At 63.3% G+C, this 25,221-nt stretch carries 26 protein-coding genes and 1 pseudogene; 10 read left to right on the top strand and 17 right to left on the bottom strand.

Annotation, left to right across the window (positions count from 1 at the left end):
- Nucleotides 1–102 precede the first annotated feature (102 nt).
- Entirely contained in the window at nt 103–942 is an 840-nt protein-coding gene (locus HB777_07905; protein ID QND63833.1) for an SDR family oxidoreductase, read from the top strand.
- Nucleotides 943–1,005: 63 nt separating this feature from the next.
- Here the strand turns inward: HB777_07905 and HB777_07900 are convergent, their stop codons facing one another.
- Nucleotides 1,006–1,623, bottom strand: coding sequence for an MOSC domain-containing protein (locus HB777_07900; protein ID QND63832.1), 618 nt, complete (start codon nt 1,621–1,623; stop codon nt 1,006–1,008).
- A 4-nt stretch (nt 1,624–1,627) separates the two neighbouring features.
- On the bottom strand, nt 1,628–2,269 hold the full coding sequence (locus HB777_07895; GenBank protein QND68706.1) for a TetR/AcrR family transcriptional regulator: 642 nt from the start codon (nt 2,267–2,269) through the stop codon (nt 1,628–1,630).
- A gap of 125 nt (nt 2,270–2,394) precedes the next feature.
- Between HB777_07895 and HB777_07890 the strand changes: the two genes are divergently transcribed.
- From HB777_07890 to HB777_07880, 3 genes are all read left to right on the top strand, one after another.
- Nucleotides 2,395–2,817, top strand: a complete 423-nt coding sequence (locus HB777_07890; protein QND63831.1) for a hypothetical protein — start codon at nt 2,395–2,397, stop codon at nt 2,815–2,817.
- Between the two features lie 31 nt (nt 2,818–2,848).
- Nucleotides 2,849–3,247 carry a glyoxalase/bleomycin resistance/extradiol dioxygenase family protein gene (locus tag HB777_07885; GenBank protein QND63830.1) on the top strand — a complete coding sequence of 133 codons (399 nt, stop codon included), beginning with the start codon at nt 2,849–2,851 and terminating at the stop codon, nt 3,245–3,247.
- 114 nt (nt 3,248–3,361) lie between these two features.
- Nucleotides 3,362–3,928 carry an isoprenylcysteine carboxylmethyltransferase family protein gene (locus HB777_07880; protein ID QND63829.1) on the top strand — a complete coding sequence of 189 codons (567 nt, stop codon included), beginning with the start codon at nt 3,362–3,364 and terminating at the stop codon, nt 3,926–3,928.
- A gap of 10 nt (nt 3,929–3,938) precedes the next feature.
- Here HB777_07880 and HB777_07875 read toward each other — a convergent pair whose 3' ends face one another.
- From HB777_07875 to ettA, 4 genes are all read right to left on the bottom strand, one after another.
- Nucleotides 3,939–5,060 (bottom strand): beta-ketoacyl-ACP synthase III, encoded by a 1,122-nt coding sequence (locus HB777_07875; protein ID QND63828.1) that lies wholly within the window; start codon nt 5,058–5,060, stop codon nt 3,939–3,941.
- A gap of 132 nt (nt 5,061–5,192) precedes the next feature.
- Nucleotides 5,193–5,528 (bottom strand): hypothetical protein, encoded by a 336-nt coding sequence (locus tag HB777_07870; protein QND63827.1) that lies wholly within the window; start codon nt 5,526–5,528, stop codon nt 5,193–5,195.
- 104 nt (nt 5,529–5,632) lie between these two features.
- Nucleotides 5,633–6,400 carry a trans-aconitate 2-methyltransferase gene (gene tam, locus HB777_07865; protein QND63826.1) on the bottom strand — a complete coding sequence of 256 codons (768 nt, stop codon included), beginning with the start codon at nt 6,398–6,400 and terminating at the stop codon, nt 5,633–5,635.
- Between the two features lie 41 nt (nt 6,401–6,441).
- Entirely contained in the window at nt 6,442–8,091 is a 1,650-nt protein-coding gene (gene ettA / locus HB777_07860) for an energy-dependent translational throttle protein EttA (GenBank protein ID QND63825.1), read from the bottom strand.
- Between the two features lie 256 nt (nt 8,092–8,347).
- Here ettA and HB777_07855 point away from each other — a divergent pair, with 256 nt between their 5' ends.
- Nucleotides 8,348–9,634 carry a diguanylate cyclase gene (locus HB777_07855; GenBank protein ID QND63824.1) on the top strand — a complete coding sequence of 429 codons (1,287 nt, stop codon included), beginning with the start codon at nt 8,348–8,350 and terminating at the stop codon, nt 9,632–9,634.
- 4 nt (nt 9,635–9,638) lie between these two features.
- Here the strand turns inward: HB777_07855 and HB777_07850 are convergent, their stop codons facing one another.
- Both HB777_07850 and HB777_07845 read right to left on the bottom strand, forming a co-directional pair.
- Entirely contained in the window at nt 9,639–10,241 is a 603-nt protein-coding gene (locus HB777_07850) for a hypothetical protein (GenBank protein QND63823.1), read from the bottom strand.
- Nucleotides 10,242–10,322: 81 nt separating this feature from the next.
- Nucleotides 10,323–11,330: a ribonuclease gene (locus tag HB777_07845; protein QND63822.1), complete on the bottom strand. Its 1,008-nt coding sequence runs from the start codon at nt 11,328–11,330 to the stop codon at nt 10,323–10,325.
- 184 nt (nt 11,331–11,514) lie between these two features.
- Between HB777_07845 and HB777_07840 the strand changes: the two genes are divergently transcribed.
- The 3 genes from HB777_07840 to HB777_07830 all read left to right on the top strand — a co-directional run bounded on the left by HB777_07840 (nt 11,515) and on the right by HB777_07830 (nt 15,368).
- Complete coding sequence (locus tag HB777_07840) at nt 11,515–12,447, top strand: alpha/beta hydrolase (protein QND63821.1); 933 nt, start codon at nt 11,515–11,517, stop codon at nt 12,445–12,447.
- A 99-nt stretch (nt 12,448–12,546) separates the two neighbouring features.
- Complete coding sequence (locus HB777_07835; GenBank protein ID QND63820.1) at nt 12,547–13,722, top strand: CoA transferase; 1,176 nt, start codon at nt 12,547–12,549, stop codon at nt 13,720–13,722.
- A complete protein-coding gene (locus HB777_07830; GenBank protein ID QND63819.1) occupies nt 13,719–15,368 on the top strand; it encodes a thiamine pyrophosphate-binding protein in 1,650 nt (549 codons plus the stop codon). Before HB777_07835 ends, HB777_07830 begins: the two co-directional genes overlap by 4 nt.
- 230 nt (nt 15,369–15,598) lie before the next feature.
- Here the strand turns inward: HB777_07830 and HB777_07825 are convergent, their stop codons facing one another.
- Nucleotides 15,599–16,039: a CHRD domain-containing protein gene (locus HB777_07825; protein QND63818.1), complete on the bottom strand. Its 441-nt coding sequence runs from the start codon at nt 16,037–16,039 to the stop codon at nt 15,599–15,601.
- A gap of 165 nt (nt 16,040–16,204) precedes the next feature.
- The gene (locus HB777_07820; protein QND63817.1) at nt 16,205–17,488 is read right to left on the bottom strand and encodes a cystathionine gamma-synthase family protein; all 1,284 of its coding nucleotides are present in this window, start codon (nt 17,486–17,488) and stop codon (nt 16,205–16,207) included.
- A 123-nt stretch (nt 17,489–17,611) separates the two neighbouring features.
- On the opposite strand from HB777_07820, the gene HB777_07815 reads away from it, so the two are divergent.
- On the top strand, nt 17,612–18,070 hold the full coding sequence (locus tag HB777_07815; protein QND63816.1) for an Lrp/AsnC family transcriptional regulator: 459 nt from the start codon (nt 17,612–17,614) through the stop codon (nt 18,068–18,070).
- Between the two features lie 50 nt (nt 18,071–18,120).
- Here the strand turns inward: HB777_07815 and HB777_07810 are convergent, their stop codons facing one another.
- From HB777_07810 to HB777_07795, 4 genes and pseudogenes are all read right to left on the bottom strand, one after another.
- Nucleotides 18,121–19,092 (bottom strand): ABC transporter substrate-binding protein, encoded by a 972-nt coding sequence (locus tag HB777_07810; GenBank protein ID QND63815.1) that lies wholly within the window; start codon nt 19,090–19,092, stop codon nt 18,121–18,123.
- Nucleotides 19,093–19,133: 41 nt separating this feature from the next.
- Complete coding sequence (locus HB777_07805; GenBank protein ID QND63814.1) at nt 19,134–20,288, bottom strand: ABC transporter permease; 1,155 nt, start codon at nt 20,286–20,288, stop codon at nt 19,134–19,136.
- Nucleotides 20,285–21,162: pseudogene (locus tag HB777_07800) on the bottom strand (ABC transporter permease). The gene HB777_07805 and the pseudogene HB777_07800 overlap by 4 nt, the downstream one beginning before the upstream one ends.
- 454 nt (nt 21,163–21,616) lie before the next feature.
- Nucleotides 21,617–22,408 (bottom strand): ABC transporter ATP-binding protein, encoded by a 792-nt coding sequence (locus HB777_07795; protein ID QND63813.1) that lies wholly within the window; start codon nt 22,406–22,408, stop codon nt 21,617–21,619.
- A gap of 145 nt (nt 22,409–22,553) precedes the next feature.
- Between HB777_07795 and HB777_07790 the strand changes: the two genes are divergently transcribed.
- A complete protein-coding gene (locus HB777_07790; GenBank protein QND63812.1) occupies nt 22,554–22,958 on the top strand; it encodes a cupin domain-containing protein in 405 nt (134 codons plus the stop codon).
- Between the two features lie 17 nt (nt 22,959–22,975).
- Here the strand turns inward: HB777_07790 and HB777_07785 are convergent, their stop codons facing one another.
- Genes HB777_07785 through hydA form a run of 3 tightly spaced genes read right to left on the bottom strand, consistent with a single transcriptional unit; the run spans nt 22,976 to nt 25,201 of the window.
- Nucleotides 22,976–23,353, bottom strand: a complete 378-nt coding sequence (locus tag HB777_07785; protein ID QND63811.1) for a hypothetical protein — start codon at nt 23,351–23,353, stop codon at nt 22,976–22,978.
- A 22-nt stretch (nt 23,354–23,375) separates the two neighbouring features.
- The gene (locus tag HB777_07780) at nt 23,376–23,747 is read right to left on the bottom strand and encodes a hypothetical protein (protein QND63810.1); all 372 of its coding nucleotides are present in this window, start codon (nt 23,745–23,747) and stop codon (nt 23,376–23,378) included.
- A 2-nt stretch (nt 23,748–23,749) separates the two neighbouring features.
- Nucleotides 23,750–25,201 carry a dihydropyrimidinase gene (gene hydA, locus HB777_07775; GenBank protein ID QND63809.1) on the bottom strand — a complete coding sequence of 484 codons (1,452 nt, stop codon included), beginning with the start codon at nt 25,199–25,201 and terminating at the stop codon, nt 23,750–23,752.
- Between the last annotated feature and the right edge of the window lie 20 nt (nt 25,202–25,221).

The following is a 25,221-nucleotide window of genomic DNA, read 5'->3' as shown; positions in this document are numbered from 1 at the left end:
CGTCGCCTCTGGAAAATCAGGGGATCGACCGTATATGCCCGAAAGCGGAGAAGCCTCCGCTTTCACCCGAAATCACGCCCGCAGGGGCAAGGACTCCACATCATGACAAACAAGGTTTGGTTCATCACCGGATCGTCGAAAGGCTTTGGCCGCGTCTGGGCCGAAGCGGCACTCGCCCGTGGCGACAGCGTTGCGGCAACCGCCCGTGACGCCGGCACGCTCGCCGACCTCGTCGAGACATACGGCGACAGGATTGCCGCGATAAAGCTCGACGTCACCGACAAGAAAGCCGTCGATGCCGCTGTCGCCGAGGCGCACAAGCGCTTTGGCCGGCTCGACGTCGTCATCAACAATGCCGGCTATGGCCATTTCGGCGCCATCGAGGAGGTCAGCGAACAGGAAGCCCGCGACCAGATCGAAACCAATGTGTTCGGCGCGCTCTGGGTCACCCAGGCCGCGCTGCCGATCATGCGGGCGCAGCGGTCCGGCCACATCATCCAGATCTCGTCGATCGGCGGCGTCAATGCCTTTGCCTCGCTCGGCCTCTACCACGCCTCGAAATGGGCGCTGGAAGCCTTCAGCCAGTCGCTCAGCATCGAGGTCGCGGAATTCGGCATCCATGTGACGCTGGTCGAACCCGGCGGCTTCTCCACCGACTGGGCCGGCCCGTCTGCAAAGGTGTCCCAACCGATCGAGGCCTATGCGCCCGCCCGTGCCAAGATGGCCGAGCGCCGCGCCAATTCGGTCGCCGGGGATCCCGAGGCCACCGGGTCGGCCATGCTGGCCATTGTCGATGCGGTCGAGCCACCGCTCAGGGTGTTCTTCGGCGACGGCGGCCTGCCGATGATACGCCAGGAATACGCCAACCGGCTCGCCACCTGGGACAAGTGGGACCACGTGTCCGTCATGGCGCAAGGCGCGAAGAAAAACCGCAAGGGCTAACGCCCAGTGAACTTGGCTACGCCGCCACGGCGGCGTAGCCCCTGCCCTCTGCTTGCCGCACAGTTATGCCGAATAGATCCATTGCTCCGGCACGCGCACCGACATCTCCTCGCCGGCCTTGATGGTTCCCGGCTTCTCGACCCAGGCAACGACACCACGCAACCGCTTCGCCGCTTTCGGGAACAACAGCGCGCCGGCTTCGACGTCGGCCATTCCGGCATTCTCGGCGATCGACCGGCCGGCGATGCGGCAAGGACCGTTCTGCGCGTCGACCTTGAGGGTCACGCCGCCCTTGAAGAACAGCAGCGTGCCGGCCGGCAGCATCGATAGATGCGGCACGCCTTCGATCACCAGATTGGCGCCGATCCACTCCGGCTTGATCTCGGCCAGGCCCATGCGTTCGGCGACAACCGCCAGCTCGTCCGCCGCCACTATGGACAATTGTCGTTCGTTGCGCATTTCGGTGCCGCGCGGATACCAGGGCTCGCGACCACCCGAGCGCCGTGTCGGTCCGGCATGGAAATCGCCTGATATGCCGTCGAAACCCAGCTGCAATTCGTCCACCGGGCGGGTCTGAAAATGATCCGCTGGCGCGACGTAGAGTGCTACCGCCTTGGCGGCAAGCTTTCGCGCGGGGATGATTTCGGCCGGCTTTTCAGCCTCGGGGAAGAGATCCAGCATGGCTTCATTCCTTGGATGATGCCGCCTGGTTTTGCCCTTCGGCTGGCAAGGCCGCAAGAGCGGTTCGGGCCAAAACGCGCAACTCTTCGACCGAAGCGCCGTCTCGTGCCTGGATTGACATGCCGTTCATGACGCCGGCCAGGTATTTGGCGAAACCGTTGACCGGAAGGTCCGCCGGCAGGTCGCCCACCGCCCTGCCCCTGGCCAGCCGCTCTGCGATCGCCGCTTCACTCGCCTTGCGATAACCCTTGAGTTCATCGGCAATGGCTTGCGCCTGTGGCGAGGCTGCCAGCGCGCCGCTGACGAATAGACAGCCACCAGGCTTGCCGGGTCGGGAATATGCCTCCGCCGCGCCGAGCAACAACCGCCGGATCGCCTCCCGCGTCGAAACCGGCGCGCTCAGCGCTTCCAGCGCAAAGCCAATCTCGGTCTCGTGGTAGCGCTTCAGCGCCTTGCGGAACAACGTCTCCTTGTCGGTGAAGGCGTTGTAGATCTGCGGCGGCGTCAGTCCCATCGCTTCGCGCAACATGGCCAGCGAGGTCGCCTCATAGCCATGCTCCCAGAACAGATGCATCGCCGCATCCAGCGCCCGGTCGGGGTCGAACGCGCGTGGCCTGCCTCCCCTGGGTTTTTCCGAATTATCCATAGTGATCGATACGAAACCTGTTGACACATCTTCTCCATATAACGTACCAATCGATACGAAACATGGCAAGCCGGAAGACATGTCAGTCGGAAGGGCCATGGAAAACCAGCAAGATGGAGAGCCAAATGCCGATAACCGTGACCGCGCCGGAAGGCATACTAACCCCGGCAGGAGAGCGCGAGATCCTGCCGCGTCTCAGCGCCGCCCTCATCGAAGCCTCCGGCGCCACCGGCAATTCGTTCTTCACCGCCATCGTCGGCGGCACGGTCCACATCTTGCCGCCTCACCACATCTATGCGGGCGGCGCCAATCGGCCTGTCGTCATGGTGGAATTGAAATTGCCCAACATCGGACTTGGCTCGGTCGAAGTCCGCAGGACCTTCATCACCGCAGCCGCCGGGATTGTCGCCGAACTCTGCGTGCCGGGGCACCAGCCTGAAAACACCTGGATCAACATCGTCAACGCGCCCGACGGCGGCTGGGGTATCGGTGACAGGCAATATTCAGGCGAAGCGCTTGTCGCCGCCGCGACCGCCGCCGCGCATTGACTTGGCCCGCTCAATGACAGGAAGCGAACCGATGCAGCTCTCCCCTTCGCTGTTCTTTACCACCAATTGCGAGCCCGCACTGGCCTTCTACGAACAGTGCGGCCTCGGCCGGGGAACGATCCTGCTGCGCTGGGGCGACAACGACATGCCGGTGCGGACCGAAGCCATGCGCGGAAAAGTCCTGCATGCGCGGTTCGAAGGTCCGGGCGTCCTGTTTCACGCCTCCGACAATGACGACGCCGAGCCGATGAAGGGTTCCGCCCTTTGCCTGGAGTTCGACGACATAGCCGCCATGCAGGAGCTTTTCGGCCGCATGAGCACAGGCGGCCGGATCACCGTGCCTCTGGCGCGACAAGTCTGGGGAACCCGCTTCGGCATGCTGGTCGACGCTTTCGGCGTGCAATGGATGTTCAGTTGTTCCAAGGGATAGGCCCGCGGATCACGATCTTCTTACCAGGAATGAAGCCCGTCCGGCGTCGCGCCGCATTGCCGCCGCGCTGTGCCGGTTTCATGGTGATATCAGGACAGTTTGCGGAGGCTGATCATGCGACCCGTGACGGCAATCACGTTGCTTTGGTTGATCTGGGCAGGAACCTGGGCCGTCGCCGCTTTGTGGTCCGACCCTGCCCAGAAGCGCGCCGGATTGAGGGCGGAGGCCCGCTATCGGGGTCTCTGGCTGGCCGGCGCGGTGCTGCTGTTCATTCCGGCGCACGGCTATGAAGGCCGGCTCAGGCTGTGGATGCCTGATCCCCCCGAAGCCTGGATCTGTGTCGCCCTGATCGCCATCGGCATCGCCTTTGCCTGGTGGGCGCGCCTGCATCTCGGCAGGCTGTGGTCGGGCACGATCACCGCCAAGGCCGGGCACCGGGTCGTCAACACCGGCCCGTACGGCCTTGTCCGGCATCCGATCTACACCGGATTGCTGCTGGCGATCCTCGCCACCATGGCGGCCAAGGGCACCGTCTGGGGCATAGCCGGAACCGCCCTGCTCATCATCGGCATCGTCGTGAAGGCAAGATTGGAAGAAAGCTTCCTGCGCGGCGAACTGGGCAGCGCCTATGACGACTACGCCAGGCGCGTGCCGATGCTGTTGCCGTTCGCGCCAGCCTGACACGGCAAGCTCAAAGCATCCGCAACAGCGCGCCGCCTATCGAATATCCCGCGCCAAAGGCGCAGATCAGGCCGAAATCGCCGGGCTTCATGTCGGCATGGTTTTCCGACAGCGCCACGATGGCGCCGGCGCCCGCCGTGTTGCCCAGCCGTTCCAGCACCATCGGCGCGCGGTCGTGGTCGACCTCGTGGCCGAACGACAGTTTCAGGATCATCGCATTCATGCGCGCATTGGCCTGATGCAGCCAGAAGCGCCTGATCGCCTGCGGCGTCAGCCCGTGCTCGGCCAAGAATTCGACGATGAATTTTTGTCCGGCGACGGTGACTTCCTTAAACACCTTGTTGCCGACCTGCTTGATGAGATTGCCTTCCAGATTGATCATGTAGGGATCATCCTGGGCGGTGCGGGTGTGGTAGCCCAGATTGGTGCGGATGTTGTTCGACATCTGCGTCCAGACACGCGTGTCGAGCACCTCGAAACGCCCCGGCCGCTTATCGCCCTTGGCCAGGCCTTCCACCACCATCGACACCGAAGCGTCGCCGAAGATGAAATGCGTCTGCCGGTCGCGGAAATTGAGGTGGCCGGTGATGATCTCCGGCGTCGTCACCAGAATGCGTTTGTGCGCGCCCGACCGCACCAAATTGACGGCGATGTGCAGGGCGGCGGCCGCCGACGAACAGCCAAGCCCCATGTCGAAGCCGGCGCCCTTTGTCCCCAGCGCCTCCTGCATTTCGATGGCGACCGCCGGATAGGGCCGCTGGTGATGCGAGGCCGAGCAGATCACCAGGTCGATATCGGACGGCTTCAGCCCGGCGTGGTCGAGGGCCTTCTTGGCCGAGGCGATGCCGAACTCGGCTTCGAGCGACAGCGCATCGTCAGGCCGTGCCGGAATGCGCGGCGTCATGCGGGTCGGATCGAGGATGCCTTCCCGCTCGATGACATGACGGGTGCGCACGCCCGAGGCGTGGACGATGAAGTCGCTATCCGATTTCGCCAGCGGCGGCTCGTCGGTGCCCAGGCGGCGCGCATTCTCCGTGTCGACCCAGGCATTGAAGCTGGCGACCAGTTCCTCATTGGTGATCTTGGCTTCAGGGATTTCAACGCCGATGCCACTGATGATGACGCGATGCATATATCCAGTCCGTCCCATCCGCAGGCGTTGCGGGCTTCATGTGGGCGCCGGAACGCTCCGGCGCAACAGTTTTCTCACCGCGGCGGTTTACGCCGGCTTAAACCAAAGGTTTGCGCCGGCTTAAGCCCGACTTCACCAGGCGCAGAGCTTGGTGTTGGTCTGCGGGTTGTTCCAGCAGGCGCCGTCGTCGCGGCTGCGCACGAACTGCCCCGGCAGCGGCACATTGCGGCGGCCGAGATTGACGAAGCCATAGGCAAAGCCCGGCCCGTCGATTTCCAGCACATAGGTCGGATAGCCCGGCGCCGAGATGCGGAAGCTGCCCGCATCGTCGATCGCGCGGTAGCTGCATGCGAAATAGCCGTCATCGCTGGTGAAGCAGCGCGCCCGTTTGGCTTGCGCCGAAATCGAGAACGCCAGAAGCGCCGCCGCGCACACGCCGCCGCCGAAAAGCATCTTTTTCAATGTCATCATCCACCCCCTGCCACGGGCCATCGTGACCCCAACGCGATGAAATGCGCATGGCGGCGAAACCGGGTCAAGCGGCCGCATCGGGCGCCGCGCAATGTGGATAATCAGGCCCGCTTGGCGACGATGAAGATGCGCGGAAAGCGCAAAAGCACCTTGCCATCAGCCGTCTTCGGATAGGCCTTGGCGATCTTGGCGGTGTAGCTGTCGAGGAATATCGTCCGCTCCTCGGCATCCAGCGGATCGAGGAACGGTTTCAAGCCAGTCGATTTCACCCATTCGACGATCGCTTCGGCGTTGGCCAACGGGTGGTTGTAGATGGTGTGCCAGATATCCAGCCGATCGCTGAGCGGCGACAGGAGGTCATAGTAGAACGATACCGGCGGCAACGGGCCGCGCGCAGCGCCCTTGAGCTTTTCGGCGAACGGCATTTCGGCGGCGGCCTCCCGCATCAGGCGATGGGAGTCCTCGCCCATATTGTCGGGCATCTGGACGGCAAGCGCGCCGCCTGGCGCGAGAAACCCCATCAGTCGCTGGAAGACCTTGGGATGCTCGGGCAGCCACTGGAACACCGCATTGGCAAAAATCACGTCGACCGGCTCCGCCGGCTGCCACCTGGAGGCATCAGCGAGATCGAAGCTGACCTCGGGCAGGCGCGCCCTCGCCTTCTCGATCATGTCGGGCGAAGTGTCGAAGCCGCTCACCCGCGCATCCGGCCAGCGCTCGACCAGCAGTCCGGTCGAATTGCCGGGCCCGCAGCCGATGTCGACCACCCGGCGCGGGAAGTCGACCGGCACCTGCGCGACCAAGTCCCGCGCGGGTCGCGTGCGCTCATCCTCGAATTTCAGATATTGGGCGGCGGACCAATCAGCCATTTGAGCTCCTCATGCTGGTTGAGATCGCCGCCCGGAACCCCTTACCGCGTCAGCCTCTTGTAGGTCATGCGGTGCGGGTTGACGGCATCGGGGCCGAGGCGGCGGATCTTGTCCTGCTCGTAATCCTCGAAATTGCCCTCGAACCATTCGACATGGCTGTCGCCCTCGAAGGCGAGGATGTGCGTCGCCAAGCGATCGAGGAACATGCGATCGTGCGAGATGATGACCGCGCAGCCGCCGAAGTTTTCCAGCGCGTCTTCAAGCGCCGCCAGCGTTTCCGTATCGAGATCGTTGGTCGGTTCGTCGAGCAGCAGCACATTGCCGCCGGTCTTCAGCATCTTGGCCAGATGCACGCGGTTGCGCTGGCCGCCGGAGAGATTGCCGACCTTCTGCTGCTGGTCGCCGCCACGGAAGTTGAACGACGCGCAATAGGCGCGCGTGTTGGCCTCGAACTTGCCGAGTTTGACCACTTCGGCGCCGCCGGAAATCTCTTCCCACACGGTCTTTGACGGATCCAGCGCATCGCGGCTCTGGTCGACATAGCCGAGCTTTACCGTCTCGCCGACGCGCACGGAACCCGCATCCGGCTTTTCCTGGCCGGTGATCATGCGAAACAGCGTCGTCTTGCCGGCGCCGTTCGGGCCGATGACGCCGACGATGCCGCCGGGCGGCAGCTTGAATTCCAGGCCGTCGATCAAAAGCGTGTCGCCAAAGCCCTTCGACAGGCCTTCCGCCTCGATCACCACATTGCCGAGCCGCTCGCCATGCGGAATGACGATCTGCGTATCGCTCGGACGCCGCTTGTCGGCTGCATCCAAAAGGTCCTGGAACGCCTGGATACGCGCCTTGGACTTGGTCTGGCGGGCCTTCGGGCTCGACTGGATCCATTCGCGCTCGCGGCCAATGGCGCGCTGGCGGGCGTCGTCCTCCCGGCCTTCCTGCTTGAGCCGCTTGGCCTTGGCTTCAAGGTACTTGGTGTAGTTGCCCTCATAGGGAATACCGCGGCCGCGATCGAGTTCGAGGATCCAGCCGGTGACATTGTCGAGGAAGTAGCGATCGTGGGTGATGATCATCACGGCGCCCGGATAGGCACGCAGATGCTTTTCCAGCCACGCCGTGGTCTCGGCGTCGAGATGGTTGGTCGGTTCGTCGAGCAGCAAAAGGTCGGGCTGACGCAGCAAGAGCTGGCAGAGCGCGACGCGGCGGCGCTCGCCGCCCGAAAGCTTGGTGACTTCCAGATCCTTGGGCGGGCAGCCCAGCGCTTCCATCGCCATCTCGACCTGCTGTTCGAGATCCCACAGGTTGAGCCGGTCCATCTCGTCCTGGAGCTTGGCCGACTCGTCGGCCGTCTCGTCGGAATAATTCATCATCAATTCGTTGTAGCGCTCGATGATGGCGGTCTTGGCGGCGACGCCTTCCATGATGTTTTCGAACACGGTCTTGTCCGGATCGAGCGCTGGCTCCTGCGCCAGGTAGCCGACGGTGGCGCCTTCGGCCAGCCAGGCTTCGCCGTTCCACTCCTTGTCGAGCCCGGCCATGATCTTGAGGATCGTCGACTTGCCCGAGCCGTTGGGGCCGAGGATGCCGATCTTGGCGTCGGGATAGAAGGAGAGATGGACATTCTCGAGCACCTTCTTGGTGCCATAGGCCTTGTTGAGGCCGGCCATGTGATAGATGAACTGGCGTGCCACGCGCGCTTTCCCTGAAAAAACTGACTGGATTGTCGAATTGAATGGAGGTTGGCCGCTATGTAGGCGATGCGGCGGCGAACGGCAATCGCTTTTGCCGCATCTGGCCGCTCACACGCGGAAGTGTCCGCCAACCGCTGAAGTTTTCCACGGTCACAGAGCGCGGTGAAAGCTCCGGTTAACCCTTCCGCGTCAAAACAGGATCGGGGTGAAATCGCTGATTTGTCGCGATTTCAGGAGAAAGATCGGATCGACGGCATTGCTGAACAGTTTCCTGCTCCTTGCCGAAGCGGTCGTCTACTTCAGCGTCATGGTGACGCTTTTCCACTTTAGACGGCGCATCGGCCTCGGCGTCTTCGTCTGCGCGCTCGGCGTCATGCACTTCCTCGAGACCTATCTCGCCAGCGTTTTTTACGTCGCCTTGCCGTTCGGCATGGTCTCGCCGGGCTCGGCGGTGCTGTTTTCCGGCAAGCTGGTCATGCTGTTGCTGCTCTACATGAAAGAGGACGCCGCCACCGTGCGTCAGCCGATCTACGGCCTGCTGCTCGGCAATGCGCTGATGATCGGGCTGGTGCTGCTGCTGCGCCTGCACGTCATCGCGGCACTTCCCGACGGCAGGCTGCCCGACATCGGCTTCATCGACGAGATGGGCTGGCTGATGGTGTGGGGCACGACGCTGCTGTTCGTCGACGCCATCCTGATCATCCTGCTCTACGAAAAGCTCGGGCGCACCCTGCGCAAGGCACCGTTCGCGCGCATCCTGATTTCGGTCGCTTGCGTGCTGACCTTCGACCAGGTCGGGTTCTTCACGGCGCTGCATTTCGTTGCCGGCGCGCCGATCGCGGTCTTTTTCGGCGGCTGGTTCGCCAAGATGGCGGCGGCGCTGATCTTCAGCACCATGCTTGTCGCCTATCTCAAATGGTTCGAGGAGCGCCAGATCGCGGCGCCGCGCGGGCTGACCGATATCTTCGATACGCTGACCTATCGCGAACGCTACGAAGCGCTGGTCGAACATGTCGGCCGCGACGGCCTGACCGGTCTGCTGCATCGCGGGCGCTTCGACGCCGACGGCGAAGCCGCTGTCGACGTCAGCCTGCGCACCGCCAGGCCGCTCAGCCTGCTGATCATCGATGTCGACCATTTCAAGTCGATCAATGACCGTTTCGGCCATGCCGAAGGCGACAAGGTGCTGAAAGCGGTTGCGACGCTGCTTCGCGAGACGGCAAGCGCCGAGGACCAGGTGTTCCGCATCGGCGGCGAGGAATTCGCCATCCTCAGTTCGCGTCCGCACCCGGTCGCCAGGCTGTTCGGCGAAAGCATTCGCCACGCGGTCAAGGGCTCGGCCGCCACCAGCCGGTTCGAGCTGACCGTCAGCGCCGGTGTTTCCAGCGTCAGCGAAACGACGCGCTGCCTTGCAGACCTGTTCGCGCTTGCCGACCAGCGCCTCTACAAGGCGAAGTCGACCGGGCGCGATCGCGTCGTCGGCGAGCCGGGCGGCCACGAAGCCGACGCCGCCGTTGCATGGACCAAATCCGCACAGATTTAGTTCGCTACGACTTCTTCTGCCGCCGAAAGCCTGTCACGGTCGAAACCGCCATCAGCGCGATCGCCAGCCATTTCAACGCCGTGATGATCGGCCCGGCCTCGATGTCGTAGGCAATGAACAGCAGGATGCCCGGCACCAGCAGGCCGCATAGGATCAGCATGATGCGATTGATCTGCCAGGACACTTTTGACGCCAACGCCTCGTCGCCGGGCGCGGAAACAAGTGTTGCTCGCATTGTCTTGCCGCCCACCAGCATGGCCGAAAGGCGCATCGAGATCGGCAGGCCAAAGCCGATGATCAGGAAAGCGCAAGCGGCCAGCAGCAGCGAAAACTTCAGCGCGCTGGTTTCCGCCGGTATGGGAAACAGCAGCGTCGCCAGCGGCAGGAAGACACCGAAAATACCGATAGCCGCGATCGTGATGAAGATCACCGCATTGACGATCGTGAACAGTTGGTAGCTGCCGACGCCGATCGGTTCGCAGAGCGTTCGCATGCGTGCCCACTCGGCGTCGGTGTAGGAAAATCCCGGCCATTCCATGCGGGCATCGTTGATCGAGACCATGCCCCTGGCCCAGAAAGCCAGCCGCGCGAGCGCGCTGCTCGTCATGCCATCCATTACGACCCCCGCCCGAATGATGCGCTCGCAGCATAGCACCAGAGCGCGACAGTCCCGAGTCTTTGTTGATTGTTACTGGAAGCCGATCGCGTCGACCGTGCCGGTCGGGCAACCGGCCTTGTTGGTCGGCACCGAAGCCAGCAGCAGATCCTTGAGCGAGCTGTTGGGGCCAATCGGACCGGCGAGGCCGAGCGTCAGTTCGCCGATCAGCCGCCTGCCGCTCGACGGATCGATGACGCAGGAAACACGCACGCGATCCCCTGCTCCCGCCCCGAAGGCAGTGTCGAAAGCGCCGCGGATCTGGTCCGCCGTCAGCTTGCCGCCGATGTTCTTGGCAAAGAGATCGCGCACCGGCGAGCTGTTCACCGCGCGCATCAAATTGAGCGCATCGGAGAAGTACTCCTGCTGGCTTTTGCCGTAGCAGGTGCCGTGCTTGATCCATTCATGCCGTTCGAGCTTCGAAGCTGTTCCCGGCATCACCTGATCGAGTTCCGTGCGGGTGTTGGCGTCCAGGTTGACGGGCGGCAGGTCCTTCCAGTGGGCCGGATTGTCGTTGGCCTTGTCGCCCGCTGTCGCCTGGCAATAGAAATTGCCGTTCGGCTGCGGCCACAGGCCGTGCAAGGTGAAATGCGTGGCGTCGAAATCACCAGCACTCTGCGCCCTGCATTCGGTCTTGCTCGACTTGGTTTCGCAGAAGGCCGGCTGCCAGCTCAGCGCGAAGACGTATTCGGGTTTTCCCGATGCCGCCGGCTTGCCCTGCCCGCCCGGTGCGGCCGGCACCGTCGCGGCGCTGCTGCCCGAGACATGGCCGCAGGTGACCTTCACCCAGCGGCGCTCCGGATCGGCGCCCGGCACCAGGATGAGGTAGTGCGTCGGCGCATCCTTGTTGCCGGCAAGCAGCTGATAGCTCTGCCCGGCATCGGTCGAGATATTGCCGGGGTTCTTGCCGTTCTTGATGGCTTGCGTCGCCGGACAGGCAGCGTCGGCTACGAAGCTGCCGCTCATCTTGACGTCGGCACGCGCCGCCCCGGCCAGCGACGCCGCCAACATGGCCAATCCGAAAACGACACCAATGCGCATGGAGAATCCCCGGCTGAAGAAGTGGGCGACAGACTGAAGCTGTCTCCATGTCAGAATTGCGATATTTTGCTGGTCAAACGCAAGAAACATCGTCTGCGAAAAGCAGGCAAGGCGGATTGACGCAAAACCGGCACCGGCGCAAACAAAGTCTCGGCAGTAGAGGACGCGTTGGAGATCGAGCGGCATGTCATTCAGCCAGCAGCGCGTGGTTGCCTCGCCGACCGGTGCCGATCTCAATCTTTTCGTCAGGCAAGCCGATGGGCGGGCACGTGCCGTCGTCCAGATCAATCACGGCCTGGCCGAGCACGCCGCGCGCTATGACCGCTTTGCCGATTTTCTGGCGCAGCGCGGCTTCCACGTCTATGTCCACGATCATCGCGGCCATGGCGCGACCAAGGCGCCCGACGCGCCGCTCGGCAGGTTCGCCGACAGGGACGGCCCGGCCAAGGTGATCGCCGACGTCGATGCCGTCCATGATCTTATCGCCAGCGAACACCCGAACCGGCCGGTCATCCTGTTTGGTCATTCGATGGGTGCGTCCGTGGCGCTGAACTACCTGTTGCACCACTCGCCGCGCGTTCATGCCGCCGCAATCTGGAACTGCGATTTTTCGCAAGGACTGCTCGGACAGCTGGCGCTTGGCATCCTCGCCTGGGAACGGATGCGGCTCGGCTCCGACGTGCCATCGCGCCTGCTGCCGAAGCTCACTTTCCAGGCCTGGGGCAAGGCGGTGCCCAACCACCGCACCCTGTTCGACTGGCTGTCGCGCGACGAGGCGGAAGTGGCAAAATACATCGCCGATCCGTTATGCGGCTGGGATGCCTCGGTGTCGATGTGGCGCGACGTCGTCGGCATGGCGATGAACGGCGGCAAGGATGCCGGCTTTGCCGGCATCAGGCGCGAACTTCCCGTCAGCATCGTCGGCGGCGAAAAGGATCCCGCCTCGGATTACGGCAAAGGCATCACCCATCTTGCCAATCGCATGCGCAAGATGGGCTTTTCGAATCTGGTTTCAAAGGCTTACGCCGACACCCGCCACGAAAGCCTGAACGAGGTGAACCGCGACATCATCATGGGCGATTTCGCGGCTTGGGCGGACGATATCCTGAAAGCGTGACGGATTGGCCCATCGCAAGAGCCGTGACAGCCGTTGCAGGGCTTGATAGAGGCTCTGCTCTCGTAGCAATCAAGGTGATTGCGGCAACCACGGTGATCCATGGCTGAGCCCCCGCTGAAAGGCGTCCGCGTCGTCGAACTCGCCCGCATCCTTGCCGGGCCATGGGCCGGGCAGTTGCTTGCCGATCTCGGCGCCGATGTCATCAAGGTCGAGAGCCCCGATGGCGGCGACGACACCCGCAAATGGGGCCCGCCCTTCGTCATGGGCAAGGAGGGCGAGAACCTGTCGGCCGCCTATTACCACTCCTGCAACCGCGGCAAGCGCTCCATCGCCATCGATTTCTCGACGCCGGAAGGCGCCGAGACCGTGCGCCGGCTGGTCGCGACTTCGGACGTGCTGATCGAGAACTTCAAGCTCGGCGGCCTGAAGAAATACGGCCTCGACTATGACAGCCTGCGCAAGATCAACCCACGCCTCGTCTATTGCTCGATCACCGGCTTCGGCCAAGATGGGCCCTACGCGCCGCGCGCCGGCTATGACTTCATCATCCAGGCCATGGCCGGCATGATGTCGATCACCGGCGAGGTTGGCCGCGAGCCGCAAAAGGCGGGCGTTGCCATCTCCGACATCTTCACCGGCCTCTATTCGGTCATCGCCATCCAGGCGGCACTGCGCCACGCCGAACAGACTGGCGAAGGTCAGCACGTCGATATGGCGCTGTTCGACACCCAGATCTCGGCGCTCGGCAACCAGAACCTCAACTATCTCGTCTCCGGCAAGTCGCCAGTGCAGATGGGCAATGCGCATATGAACATCGCCCCCTACGAAGTGGTGCCGGTCAGGGACGGCCACATCATCCTGGCGGTCGGCAATGATGGTCAATTCGCCAAATTCTGCGCTGCCGTCGGACTGGACGATTTGCCTGCAAATCCCGACTTCGCCACCAATCCTGCCCGGGTCGCCAACCGGGTCAGGCTACGCGAGCGCATGATCGAGGCGCTGAAGATTTGGGATCGCGATCCGCTGCTGGCCAAGCTCGAAGCGGCCAGCGTGCCGGCGAGCCCGATCAACACGATCGGGCAGATGTTTGCCGACCCGCAGACCATCGCGCGCGGCATGCGGCTCGACCTCGACGATGGCCATGGCAATCTTCTGCCTTCGGTGCGCGCGCCGATGGTGATGTCCGGCACGCCCCTGGTCTATGAGCGCCCCTCGCCGCGCCTCGGCGAGCACACGCAAGAAATCCTTGCCGAACTGGAGAAGTCTGGACAATGAAGACCGGCGGACAACTGATCGTCGACGCGCTCGAAGCCAACGGCACCGACCGCATCTATTGCGTGCCGGGTGAATCCTACCTGGCGGTGCTCGACGCGCTGCATGATTCAGCGATCCGCACCATCGTCTGCCGCCAGGAAGGCGGTGCCGCCATGATGGCCGACTGCCACGGCCGCCTGACCGGCAAGCCCGGCATCTGCTTCGTCACCCGCGGCCCCGGCGCCACCAACGCATCGGCCGGCATCCACATCGCCATGCAGGATTCGATACCCGTCATCCTGTTCATCGGCCAGGTCGCCAGCCACGCCAAGGAGCGCGAGGCTTTCCAGGAAGTCGACTATGTCAGGTTCTTTGGCGACATCGCCAAATGGGTGGTCGAGATCGACGACGCCTCGCGCATCCCCGAATTCGTCACCCGCGCCTTCGCGGTGGCGACATCGGGCCGCCCCGGCCCGGTGGTCATCTCGCTGCCGGAAGACATGCTGACCAGTGTCGTCGAAGCGCCCGTCGCTTTGCCGCACACGCCGGTCGAAACCCGGCCAGGCGAAGCCGAGCTCGACACGCTGGAAAAGCTACTGGCCAAGTCCAAGCGGCCGTTCATCATCCTCGGCGGCACGCGTTGGGATGCCGAGGCGGTGGCGCGGATGCGCACAATCGCCGAGGCGTGGTCGCTGCCGGTCGGCTGTTCCTTCCGCCGCCAGATGCTGTTCGATCATCTGCATCCGAACTATGCCGGCGATGTCGGTATCGGCATCAACCCGAAGCTGGCCACGACGATCAAGCAGGCCGACCTCATGCTGCTGATCGGCGGCCGCATGGGCGAGATGCCGTCCTCCGACTATACCCTGCTGAAAAGCCCCTACCCCGACCAGACGCTGGTCCATATCCATGCCGACGCCAGCGAACTCGGCCGCGTCTACCGGCCGACACTGGCGATCAACGCCTCGCCTTCTGCCTTCATCGAAGCTTTCGCCAAGCGCAAGCCGGCCTCGGAACCGACCTGGGCAACCGAGACGCCAAAGCTGCATGCCGCCTATCTCGACTGGTCGACACCGCCGGAAAGCGGCCCCGGCTCGGTCCAGATGGGGCCGATCATGAATTACCTCGAAAAGATGCTGCCCGATGACGCCATCCTCACCAACGGCGCCGGCAATTACGCCACCTGGGTGCATCGTTTCCACCGTTTCCGCCGCTTCGCCACTCAAGGTGCGCCGACCTCAGGCTCGATGGGCTATGGCACACCTGCTGCGGTCGCCGCCAAAGAGCTGTTTCCGGACCGCACCGTGGTTGCTTTCGCCGGCGACGGCTGCTTCCTGATGAACGGGCAGGAATTCGCCACCGCCGTGCAATACGACCTGCCGATCATCGTCGTCGTCGTCAACAACGGCATCTACGGCACCATTCGCATGCATCAAGAGCGCGAATATCCCGGCCGCGTCGTGGCCACCGATCTCAAGAACCCCGACTTTGCGGCCCTCGCCCGCGCCTATGGCGGTCATGGCGAAACCGTCGAGAAGACCGCCGATTTCGCCCCTGCCTTCGAACGCGCACGCGCCAGCGGCAAGCCGGCGATCGTCGAAATCCGGCTCGACCCCGAAGCGATCACGCCGACCAAGACGATGACCCAGATACGCGACAAGGCTTGAGCGCCGACGGTAAAGGCCGAGTTCTACGGCGCCCCCCTCTGCCCTGCCGGGCATCTCCCCCTCAAGGGGGAGATTGGCCTTCATCAATGCCGGCTCTCTGTTTTGCAGTGCTGAAAATTGGCGAAGGCAGTCGCGAAATCCAATCTCCCTCCTTGAGGGGGAGATGTCCGGCAGGACAGAGGGGGGCGCTGTCCCGCCGACTTCCAAAGCAATCGCTATTCTGTCCGCGCTTACTTCGCCGCCTCGATCTGCCCTCGGATCTCGCCGTCCTTGTTGGCTGCGGTGTGGACGTTGACGTAATATTTGCCGGCCTCCAGGTCAGCCGCCTGGGCATCGGTCAGCGTTTCCGATCCCTTGATCGGGCTCTTGAGTTTCTTGAACGGGATGACCGGTCCGGCGTTCGCACCCATCGCTGCCGGGCCGTGAATGTGCGCAGCCGTCGCCGGCCCGCTAAGACCAGAATATTTGACGTTCCAGCTGAGTTTCTTCTTGGCAGTGTCGAACGTTAAAGTAGCCGTGCCCTTGCCCTTCGTGGTGACGGGCGGGCTCTGCTGGCTGCCATCGAGCGTCGCCTTGAACTTTTCCATGTCGGCCAGGGCCGGCGAGACAAGGAAGATAGAAACAGAAACGGCGAGTGCCGAAACGATCGGCGAAAACGAATGCATGCGCATTTTCAAAAACCTCCGTTGGATGTGACACCCTTGCGGCTCTCCGGCGCATGGATGCATCAGCACAACGGTCGGACGGCCAAAAGTATCCTTCGGCGCACGCATATGTGATGGCAGGCAAAGAGCCCGATTGCCTGCCCGCCCCCGACTTCAGGGGAAAAGCGGCGGTCAGACCGCCGCCAGCGCCTGCGTCAGGTCGGCGATCAGATCGTCCGGATGCTCGACGCCGATGGACAGCCTGACCGTGGTCTCCAGCACGCCGATGCGCTGGCGCACCTCGAAGGGAATGCCCGAATGGGTCATGGCCGCGGGGTGGCTGGCCAGCGATTCCGTTCCGCCCAGGCTCACCGCCAGCTTGAATATCTGCAAATTGTTGAGAAAGGCGAAAGCCGCCTTCTCCCCGCCCTTGATATCGAAGGAGAAGGTCGAGCCGGCGCCGGTGCATTGCGCCCTGTAGGCGCGGCCCGCCGGCGTATCCTCGCCCAGGAACGGCAGGTAATGCACCTTCTCGACCTTGGCATGATCGCGCAGGAATTCGGCGACCGCGCGCGCATTGTCGTTGGCCCGCTCCATGCGGATCGACAGCGTCTCCAGCGAGCGGCCGAGCATCCAGCAGGAATGCGGGTCGAGCTGCGTGCCGATCGCGCCGCGCAGCGCCTTGATCGGCTTGGTGACCGCCTTGCTGCCCATCGCGGCGCCCGCGATCAGGTCGGAATGGCCGCCGACATATTTGGTCAGCGAATAGACGGAGACATCGGCGCCGTGTTCGATCGGTCGCTGGAACACCGGGCCGAGCAATGTGTTGTCGCAGGCGATGATCGGCGTCGACCCCTGGCGCGTGCCGATCTCGTCGGCGATCTTCCGCATCAACGCGATGTCGACCAGGCTGTTGGTCGGGTTGGACGGCGTCTCGATCAGGATGACCGAAACGCGGCCTTTCGCGACGGCCGTTTCGGCGGCCGCGCGCACCGCTGCCTCATCAACGCCATCCGCGAAGCCGACAGCGCCGATGCCGAAACCGGAAAGCGTGCGCGTCAAAAGCGTCTCCGTGCCGCCGTAAAGCGGCTGCGAATGCAGGATGACGTCGCCCGGCCTGATATAGGCGAGCAGCGTCGTGGCGATCGCCGACATGCCTGATGAAAACAGGATGCAGGCATCCGTCCCCTCATAGATCGCCAGCCGGTCCTCGACGATCTCGCTGTTGGGGTGGTTGAAGCGCGAATAGACCAGGCCGGACGCCGTGCCGCTCGGCGGCTCCTTGCGGCCGGAGGTATAATCGAAGAAGTCGCGTCCCTCTTCCGCCGACTTGAACACGAAGGTCGAGGTCAGGAACACCGGTGGCTTGACCGCGCCCTCCGAAAGCTGCGGATCGAAGCCATAGCTCAGCATCAGCGTCTCCGGGTGGAGCTTGTGGTTGCCGATATGGGTCTTCGAAGGGCGTGGCGCGGGCATGGCTTTTTCCTGCTTTTGAAAGAGTGTCGCACGGCAATTTATGCGATCCTCATCGCGCAGTCCTTGCTATTTTCGGGCTCGCATGGCTGCATCCTCGCAATGAATTGCCTGAGGCGGCCAAAAATGCAGCAGAAGATAGCCGACGATTTCGACCGCAAGATCCTGCGCGAACTGCAGGCCGACGCCCGTATCACCAACAACGAGCTTGCCGAGCGGATCGGCCTGTCGCCGTCGCCCTGCCTGAGGCGGGTGCGGCGGCTGGAGGAGACCGGTGTCATCAGAGGCTACACCACGCTGGTCGATCCCTCAGCCTTCGGCTGGAACATGGTCGCCATCGCCACCATCCGGCTCAGCCGCCAGAACGAAGACGAGATCGTGATGTTCGAGGACGCGATCCGCGGCTGGGAAGAGGTGCTGGAATGCCACCTCGTCACCGGTTCGCGCGACTATGTGCTGAAGGTGGTGACGGGAAACCTCGAACAGTATGAGCGCTTCATCAAGGAAAAGATCGCACGGCTGAAATGCGTCGCCTCGATCGAAACCAGCTTCGTCATGAACACCATAAAGGAACGGCGCCTCTGACTTTTTTGCCAGAGGCGCCGCTTGCAGGATCGATGTGTGGCTGACTAGGCTTACTTGACCGCCTTGTCGGTGATGGCGGTGGTGTAGGCGCCGGTCGGCTCCTTGGTGATGATCTTCTGGTCGAGCAGCGCCTTGGCGGTGCGCTCGTAGGTCGCCGGGTCGAGCTTGCCGTCGGCATTGTCGACCAGCTTGGCGACTTCGCTCATCATGCGCTTCTGGTGGTTCTCGTCCTGGCCACCGCCGTCCATGACGATACCCGCGGCTTCGTCATTGTTGTCGATGGCGTATTTCCAGCCCTTCATCGAGGCGCGCACGAAACGCACCATCTTGTCTTCGAAGGCCGGATCCTTGAGCTTGTCTTCGGACGCATAGAGCCCGTCCTCAAGCAGGTCGTTGCCCATGGCCGAGTAGTTGAACACGGTCAGCTGTTCCGGCTTGTAGCCGGCGTCGATCAGCTGCCAGTACTCGTTGTAGGTCATGACCGAGATGCAGTCCGCCTGCTTCTGGATCAGCGGCTGCACGTCAAAGCTCTGCTTCAACACGGTGACGCCATCGGCGCCGCCTTCGGTCTTCAGGCCGAGCTTGTTCATCCAGGCGTAGAACGGATACTCGTTGCCGAAGAACCAGACACCGAGCGTGTGGCCCTTGAAGTCGGCTTCGGTCTTGATCGGGCCGTCCTTCGGGCAGACCAGCTCCATGCCGGCCTTCTTGAACGGCTGAGCGATGTTGACCAGCGGCACGCCCTTTTCGCGGGCGGCCAGCGCACCGCCCATCCAGTCGACGATGACGTCGGCGCCGCCGCCGGCAATCACCTGCTCGGGCGCGATATCGGGACCGCCCGGCTTGATGTCGACGTCGAGACCCTCGGCCTCATAGAAACCCTTGGCCTTGGCGACATAGTAGCCGGCAAACTGGGCCTGCGTGACCCATTTCAGCTGCAACGTCACCTTGTCGGCGGCCATTGCCTGGAACGCGGCAAGCGACATCGCGCCGGCCAGAACAGGAATAACAAGTCTTTTCATCTTTTTACCCTCTGAAGTTAGCACCCTTAAACCCACCGCCCCTATCCACCACGGACAGAGGGATGCCAAAACGTGACGGCTCTTTCGACAAGAGCGACCACGCCATAAAAGACCGAACCCGCAAGTGCTGCAACTGCGATTTCGGCCCAGACCATGTCGATGTTCATCCGCCCGACCTCGGTCGAGATGCGGAAGCCCATGCCGACGACGGGCGTGCCGAAGAACTCGGCGACGATGGCGCCGATCAGCGCCAGCGTCGAGTTGATCTTCAGCGCGTTGAAGATGAAGGGCGCGGCGGCCGGCAGCCGAAGCTTCAGCAGCGTCTGCCAGTAGCCCGACGCGTAGGTGCGCATCAGGTCGCGCTCCATATGGCCGGAGGCGGCAAGGCCGGCAACCGTGTTCACCAGCATCGGGAAGAAGGTCATGATGATGACCACCGCCGCCTTGGAATGCCAGTCGAAGCCGAACCACATGACCATGATCGGCGCGACGCCGATGATCGGCAGCGCCGAGACCATATTGCCGATCGGCAAGAGACCGCGCCGCAGGAACGGCACGCGATCGGCGAGCACCGCGGTGATGAAGCCGGCGCCGCTGCCCACGACATAGCCAAAGATCACCGCCTTGAAGATGGTCTGCCGGACATCGGCGCCAAGCACTGGCAGCGAACCGGCGATGCGCGCGCCGATGGCGCTTGGCGGCGGCAGCAGGATGAAGGGTATGCCGGCGCCGCGCGTCACCGCTTCCCAGATGATCAGGATCCAGGCGCCGAAGATTGCGGGGATGATCAGGCGCAGCGCGGTGCGAGCCCATTTGGCGAAAGGACGCAATGATGACAGCACCGCCACGCAGCGCCAACCAAGCAGCCAGGCAGCCGTGAGCAGCAGGAAATAAGGCGCCCGCGCCAGACCTTCGAAGCCGGCTATGCCTCCAATCAGCAGCCAGGCGACCAGATGCGCGCCGATGAAAAGCACAACAGCTTCGGCGGTGGACGGTATTCTGGCCATCGAGATCAAAGCGGCGAGAAGCAGCACACCGACGATCAGCCAGTTCGTCGCTACATATGGATATATCAACGTCCCTGCGGGCTGCGCCAGTGCATCTACTTTCGGCGCGGCGATCGCGCCGAGAGCCACCGCGATCAGACACAGCACGATCGCCAGCACCGCTTGCCATGAGGGTTTCAGCCAGTTCATGCCGGCCTCCCGCCCATGGCGCGGTCGACGAAGCGCCCGGCAATGCCGACCACCATGACCAGAAGTGCGGCGACCACCGAACCGGCGACCAGTGCCGACCAGATATCGATGGACTGGCTGTAATAGGCGCCGGCCAGCAGCTTGGCGCCTATGCCGGCGACCGCACCGGTCGGCAGTTCGCCGACGATGGCGCCGACCAGGCTTGCCGCCACCGCCACCTTCATCGAGGTGAACAGGAACGGCACCGAGGCGGGCACGCGCAATCTCCAGAAGGTCTGCGCACGACTGGCATTGTAGGTGTGCATCAGGTCGAGATGCATGATCTCGGGCGAGCGCAGGCCCTTCACCATGCCCACTGTCACCGGGAAGAACGACAGATAGGTCGAGATCATCGCCTTCGGGATCAGGCCGCTGATGCCGACCGCCCCCAGAACGACGATGATCATCGGCGCCACCGCCAGGATGGGGATGGTCTGCGAAGCGATGATCCACGGCATCAGGCTGCGGTCGAGCGTCGCCACATGCACGATGCCCACCGCGATGATGATGCCGAGCGCCGTGCCGAAGGCAAAGCCGAGCAGCGTCGACGACAGCGTCACCCACGCATTGTAGACGAGGCTGCGGTTCGAGGTGACGGGCCGCAGGAAAGTGTTCTCAAAAAGTTCACCGCCACCTGATGCGGCGCCGGCAATGTCGGCTTCGGCTGCGACAGCGTCTTGCCGATGAATTCGCCGAACGTGGATGTTTCGCCGGCACGGCGGTCGAGATCGCGCTGGAACGGCGTGTTGAGGATGACGGCGAAGACATACCAGAGCACGACCACGCCAGCGAGGATGGAGGTCACGGGGACGAGCTTGTCGCGGAAGGTGTCCATCTAGCAGGCCTCGCCGGACGAGCACCCTCCTCTCCCCAACGGGGAGAGGGTGGCCGGAGCGAAGCGGAGGTCCTTTCTCTTCGTCATCCTAGGGCGAAGCAAGGAGCGAAGCGACGCGGCGCAGACCCTAGGATCCATGCCGTGACCTCTGCGCTCCGCAACGGTGCGGAACATGGCTCCCTGTGCCTCGCCCTGCCTCGCAGACATTCTGGACCGCTTGCACCTTCCGGCAGGCGTCACGGCATGGATCCTAGGGTCTACGCAGGCCGCTTCGCGCCTGCTCCGCCCTAGGATGACGAAGGCGTGGTTGGCCACTCCCTTTACGCAGGCCGCTTCGCCGTTGCTTCGCCCTAGGACCACGAAGGCGCTGTGGGCCGCCCCCTCACCCGACCTCCGCTTGGCTCCGGCCACCCTCTCCCCGTTGGGGAGAGGAGGGAGCCCGTCGTTCGCCCCCTCAATCATCATAGCTATGCCCTGCCCGCAGCCCGTCGCGCACGCGCGCCGCGATCGCCAAAAACTCCGGCGTCTCGCGGATGTCGAGCGGCCGCTGCTTCGGCAGCGTCGATTCGATGATGTCGCTGACGCGGCCCGGGCGCGGCGACATGACGACGATCCGTGTCGACAGATAGACCGCTTCCGGAATGGAGTGGGTGACGAAGCAGATGGTCTTGTTGGTGCGTCCCCACAGCTCCAGCAATTGCTCGTTGAGATGGTCGCGCACGATCTCGTCCAGCGCACCGAACGGCTCGTCCATCAGCAGGAGGTCGGCGTCGAAGGCCAGCGCGCGGGCGATCGAGGCGCGCTGCTGCATGCCGCCCGAGAGCTGCCAGGGGTATTTCTTCTCGAATCCCGAGAGGTTGACGAGGTCGAGCGTGCGCTTGATGCGCTGCGCCTGTTCCGCCTTGGACAGACCCATGATCTCCAGCGGAAGCCCGACATTGCGCTCGATGGTCCGCCACGGAAACAGCGCCGCCGCCTGGAAGACATAGCCGTAGGCGCGTTTCTCGCGCGCCTGTTCTGCCGTCATGCCATTGACGGAAATCGTCCCCGAGGTCGGCTTCTCCAGATCGGCGATGACGCGCAGCAGGGTGGTCTTGCCGCAGCCCGAAGGCCCGATGAAGGAGACGAACTCCCCCTTGCCGATGGTCAGGTCGACATTGGACAGCGCCTGCACCGGCCCGTCATTGGTCTGGAAGGTCAGCCCGAGTTTGCTTGCCGCGACGACGGCTGGCGAAGTGCCTGTCATCGGTCGCCGCCTGCCTGTTCCCGCCCCTGCGGCGTCGGCTGGAATCCGATTGCTTTTATCGCGATGTTGTTTTCCACTTACCCTGTCCCATTTGGCCCTGTCCCACTGACCTTGTCCCACTCAATCGACGCCCGGAGTTTCCCCGATGTCGCCCAAACCGACTTGTCATCTTATCCGCCCTGAAAGCACTTATGAAGGCAAGCAAGGGCTGACCTATTTCGCCGGCATTGCCGCGGAGACCGTCGGCGCCTCCGGCATCTGCATGCACTTGCTCACCTTGCCGCCCGGCGCCCGCGCCAAGGCGCACATGCATGAGAGCCATGAAACGGCGATCTATGTCCTCTCCGGCGAAGTCCATACCTGGTACGGCGACCGGCTCGAGCATCATATCGTCGTCAAGGCCGGCGACCTTTTTTACATTCCCGCCGGCGTGCCGCATCTGCCGGCCAATCTGAGCGGCGCCCCGTCCTCGGCCGTCATTGCCCGCACCGATCCCAACGAACAGGAAAGCGTCGTCCTGCTGCCGGAGCTGGACGCGCTGGTCGCCTGACGCTGACGGGATCGCTGTCATTTGCACCGCGAAACGTCTCCCATGACGTTGCCGTCCTCATCGGCGATCGTCAGTTTCTTGGCGTTCTTGGCGCTGTGCTTTATGGTAAACTTGGTCGGCTCCTGTCCCTCTTCGCCTTCCGCCTCACATGTCGCCGTCACCACGAGCGATCCGTCAGCCTGCGCTTGCGTCTTCGTGAACGTGCAGGCGCTGGCGGCGGTGATCAATTCCTTGTCGGTCAACAGCAGCATCTGATCGGCGGCGACTTCCTGACCGTTGCGGTTGATGCAGCCATATTTGTCGCCATAGGGTTTCGACAGATCGATACCTGCCGCCGACGCCTGACCGGCAGCCAGCACGACAACCATCGCAACAGAAAAACAAAAACCGCGCATGCTCATCCCCCAATGCCTGACATCACGAACATGATTGCAACGGCCCCATTTCCTCAAGGCCTGGAATGGTGACGAAGAAACCATCCTCTCCCTTGTTGGTGACCACGACGGTTTCGATTGTCGTTCCCGCCTCTCCTTCGGCGGAACAGGTCGAAGTCAGCGATTGTGCGCCCAGCACCGGCGTCAATTGCTGTGCGAACCGGCAGCCGCTGCCATAGGTCTCGATGCCCTCGGCGGTCAGCACGATATAGGCGTCGCTGTCCTGATAACCGGCCTTGACGCCGGCACAGCCGACATCATTGCCCCAGGAGCCGGCCAGCACGCCGCCTGCCGCTGCCGGGCCTGCGACACTTGCCGCCAAAACCAACGAAATGAGCGCGGCCGAACGCGCCAAGCTCAAACCCCGGTCGCCGGGATACCGGTGCGTTCCACCTTGCGCGGCGCGGAAATCTCTTTCCAGGTCGACAGCGCCCGGTTGACCGCCGCATTCGGCTCGCGGCCAACGAACTCGCCATGACCGGGCTTGGCCTTGATTTCGCTCTCCTGAATCGACAGTTCGCCGCGCGAGAACACGAAGCGCGGCAGGCCGGTCACCTCGAACCCTTCGAAGACATTGTAGTCGATGACGGACTGCTGCTTCTTCGAGGAAATCTTCTTCTTCCGCTTCGGATCCCAGACGACGATGTCGGCATCCGCGCCTTCGACGATGGCGCCCTTTTTCGGATACATGTTGAGGATCTTGGCGATGTTGGTCGAGGTCACCGCGACGAACTCGTTCATCGTCAGCCGGCCGGTGTTGACGCCGGTGGTCCACAGCACCGGCATGCGGTCTTCGAGGCCACCGGTGCCGTTCGGGATCTTGGTGAAATCGCCGACACCGTTGCGCTTCTGCTTGGTTGTGAAGGCGCAATGGTCGGTTGCCACCACCTGCAGCGAGCCCGCCTGCAAGCCGGCCCACAGCGAATCCTGGTGCAGTTTGTTGCGGAAGGGCGGGCTCATCACCCGGCGCGCCGCATGATCCCAGTCCTTGTCGAAATATTCGCTCTCGTCCAGCGTCAGATGCTGGATCAGCGGCTCGCCGAACACCCGCATGCCCTTCTGCCGCGCCCGGCGGATGGCTTCATGGCTCTGCTCGCAGGAGACATGCACGACATAGAGCGGCACGCCGGCCATGTCGGCGATCATGATGGCACGGTTGGTCGCCTCGCCTTCCACTTCCGGCGGCCGCGAATAGGCGTGCCCCTCGGGGCCGTTGTTGCCGGCGGCCAGCAGCTTCTGCGACAAAGCGGCAACCACGTCGCCATTCTCGGCATGCACCAGCGGCAGCGCGCCAAGGTCGGCGCAGCGCTGGAACGACGCGTACATCTCGTCGTCATCGACCATCAGCGCGCCCTTGTAGGCCATGAAATGCTTGAACGAGGTGATGCCCTTGTCGACGACGGTGGCCATCTCGTCGAACACCTGCTTGCCCCACCAGGTGATCGCCATGTGGAAGGAATAATCGCATGACGCCTTCGAGGTCTTGTTGTCCCACATCTGCAAGGCTTCGAGCAGCGATTGCTGCGGCGCCGGCAGGCAGAAATCGACCACCATCGTGGTGCCGCCGGCAAGCGCTGCCCGCGTGCCGGATTCGAAATCATCGGCCGAATAGGTGCCCATGAACGGCATTTCGAGATGCGTGTGCGGGTCGATGCCGCCCGGCATGATGTAGCAGCCGGTGGCATCGAACTCATGGTCGCCATGCAGGTCCGAACCGATGGCGACGATCTTGCCGTGCTGCATCAGCACATCGGCCTTCCACGTGCGGTCAGCGGTGACGATGGTGCCGTTCTTGATGACTTTGGTCATTTTTCTTGTTCCCTTGTTCT

Source organism: Mesorhizobium loti, from assembly GCA_014189435.1.
GTDB lineage: Bacteria > Pseudomonadota > Alphaproteobacteria > Rhizobiales > Rhizobiaceae > Mesorhizobium > Mesorhizobium loti_G.
Note: the sequence above shows the minus strand (reverse complement) of the source record. Positions and strands in the feature narration are given on the sequence as shown.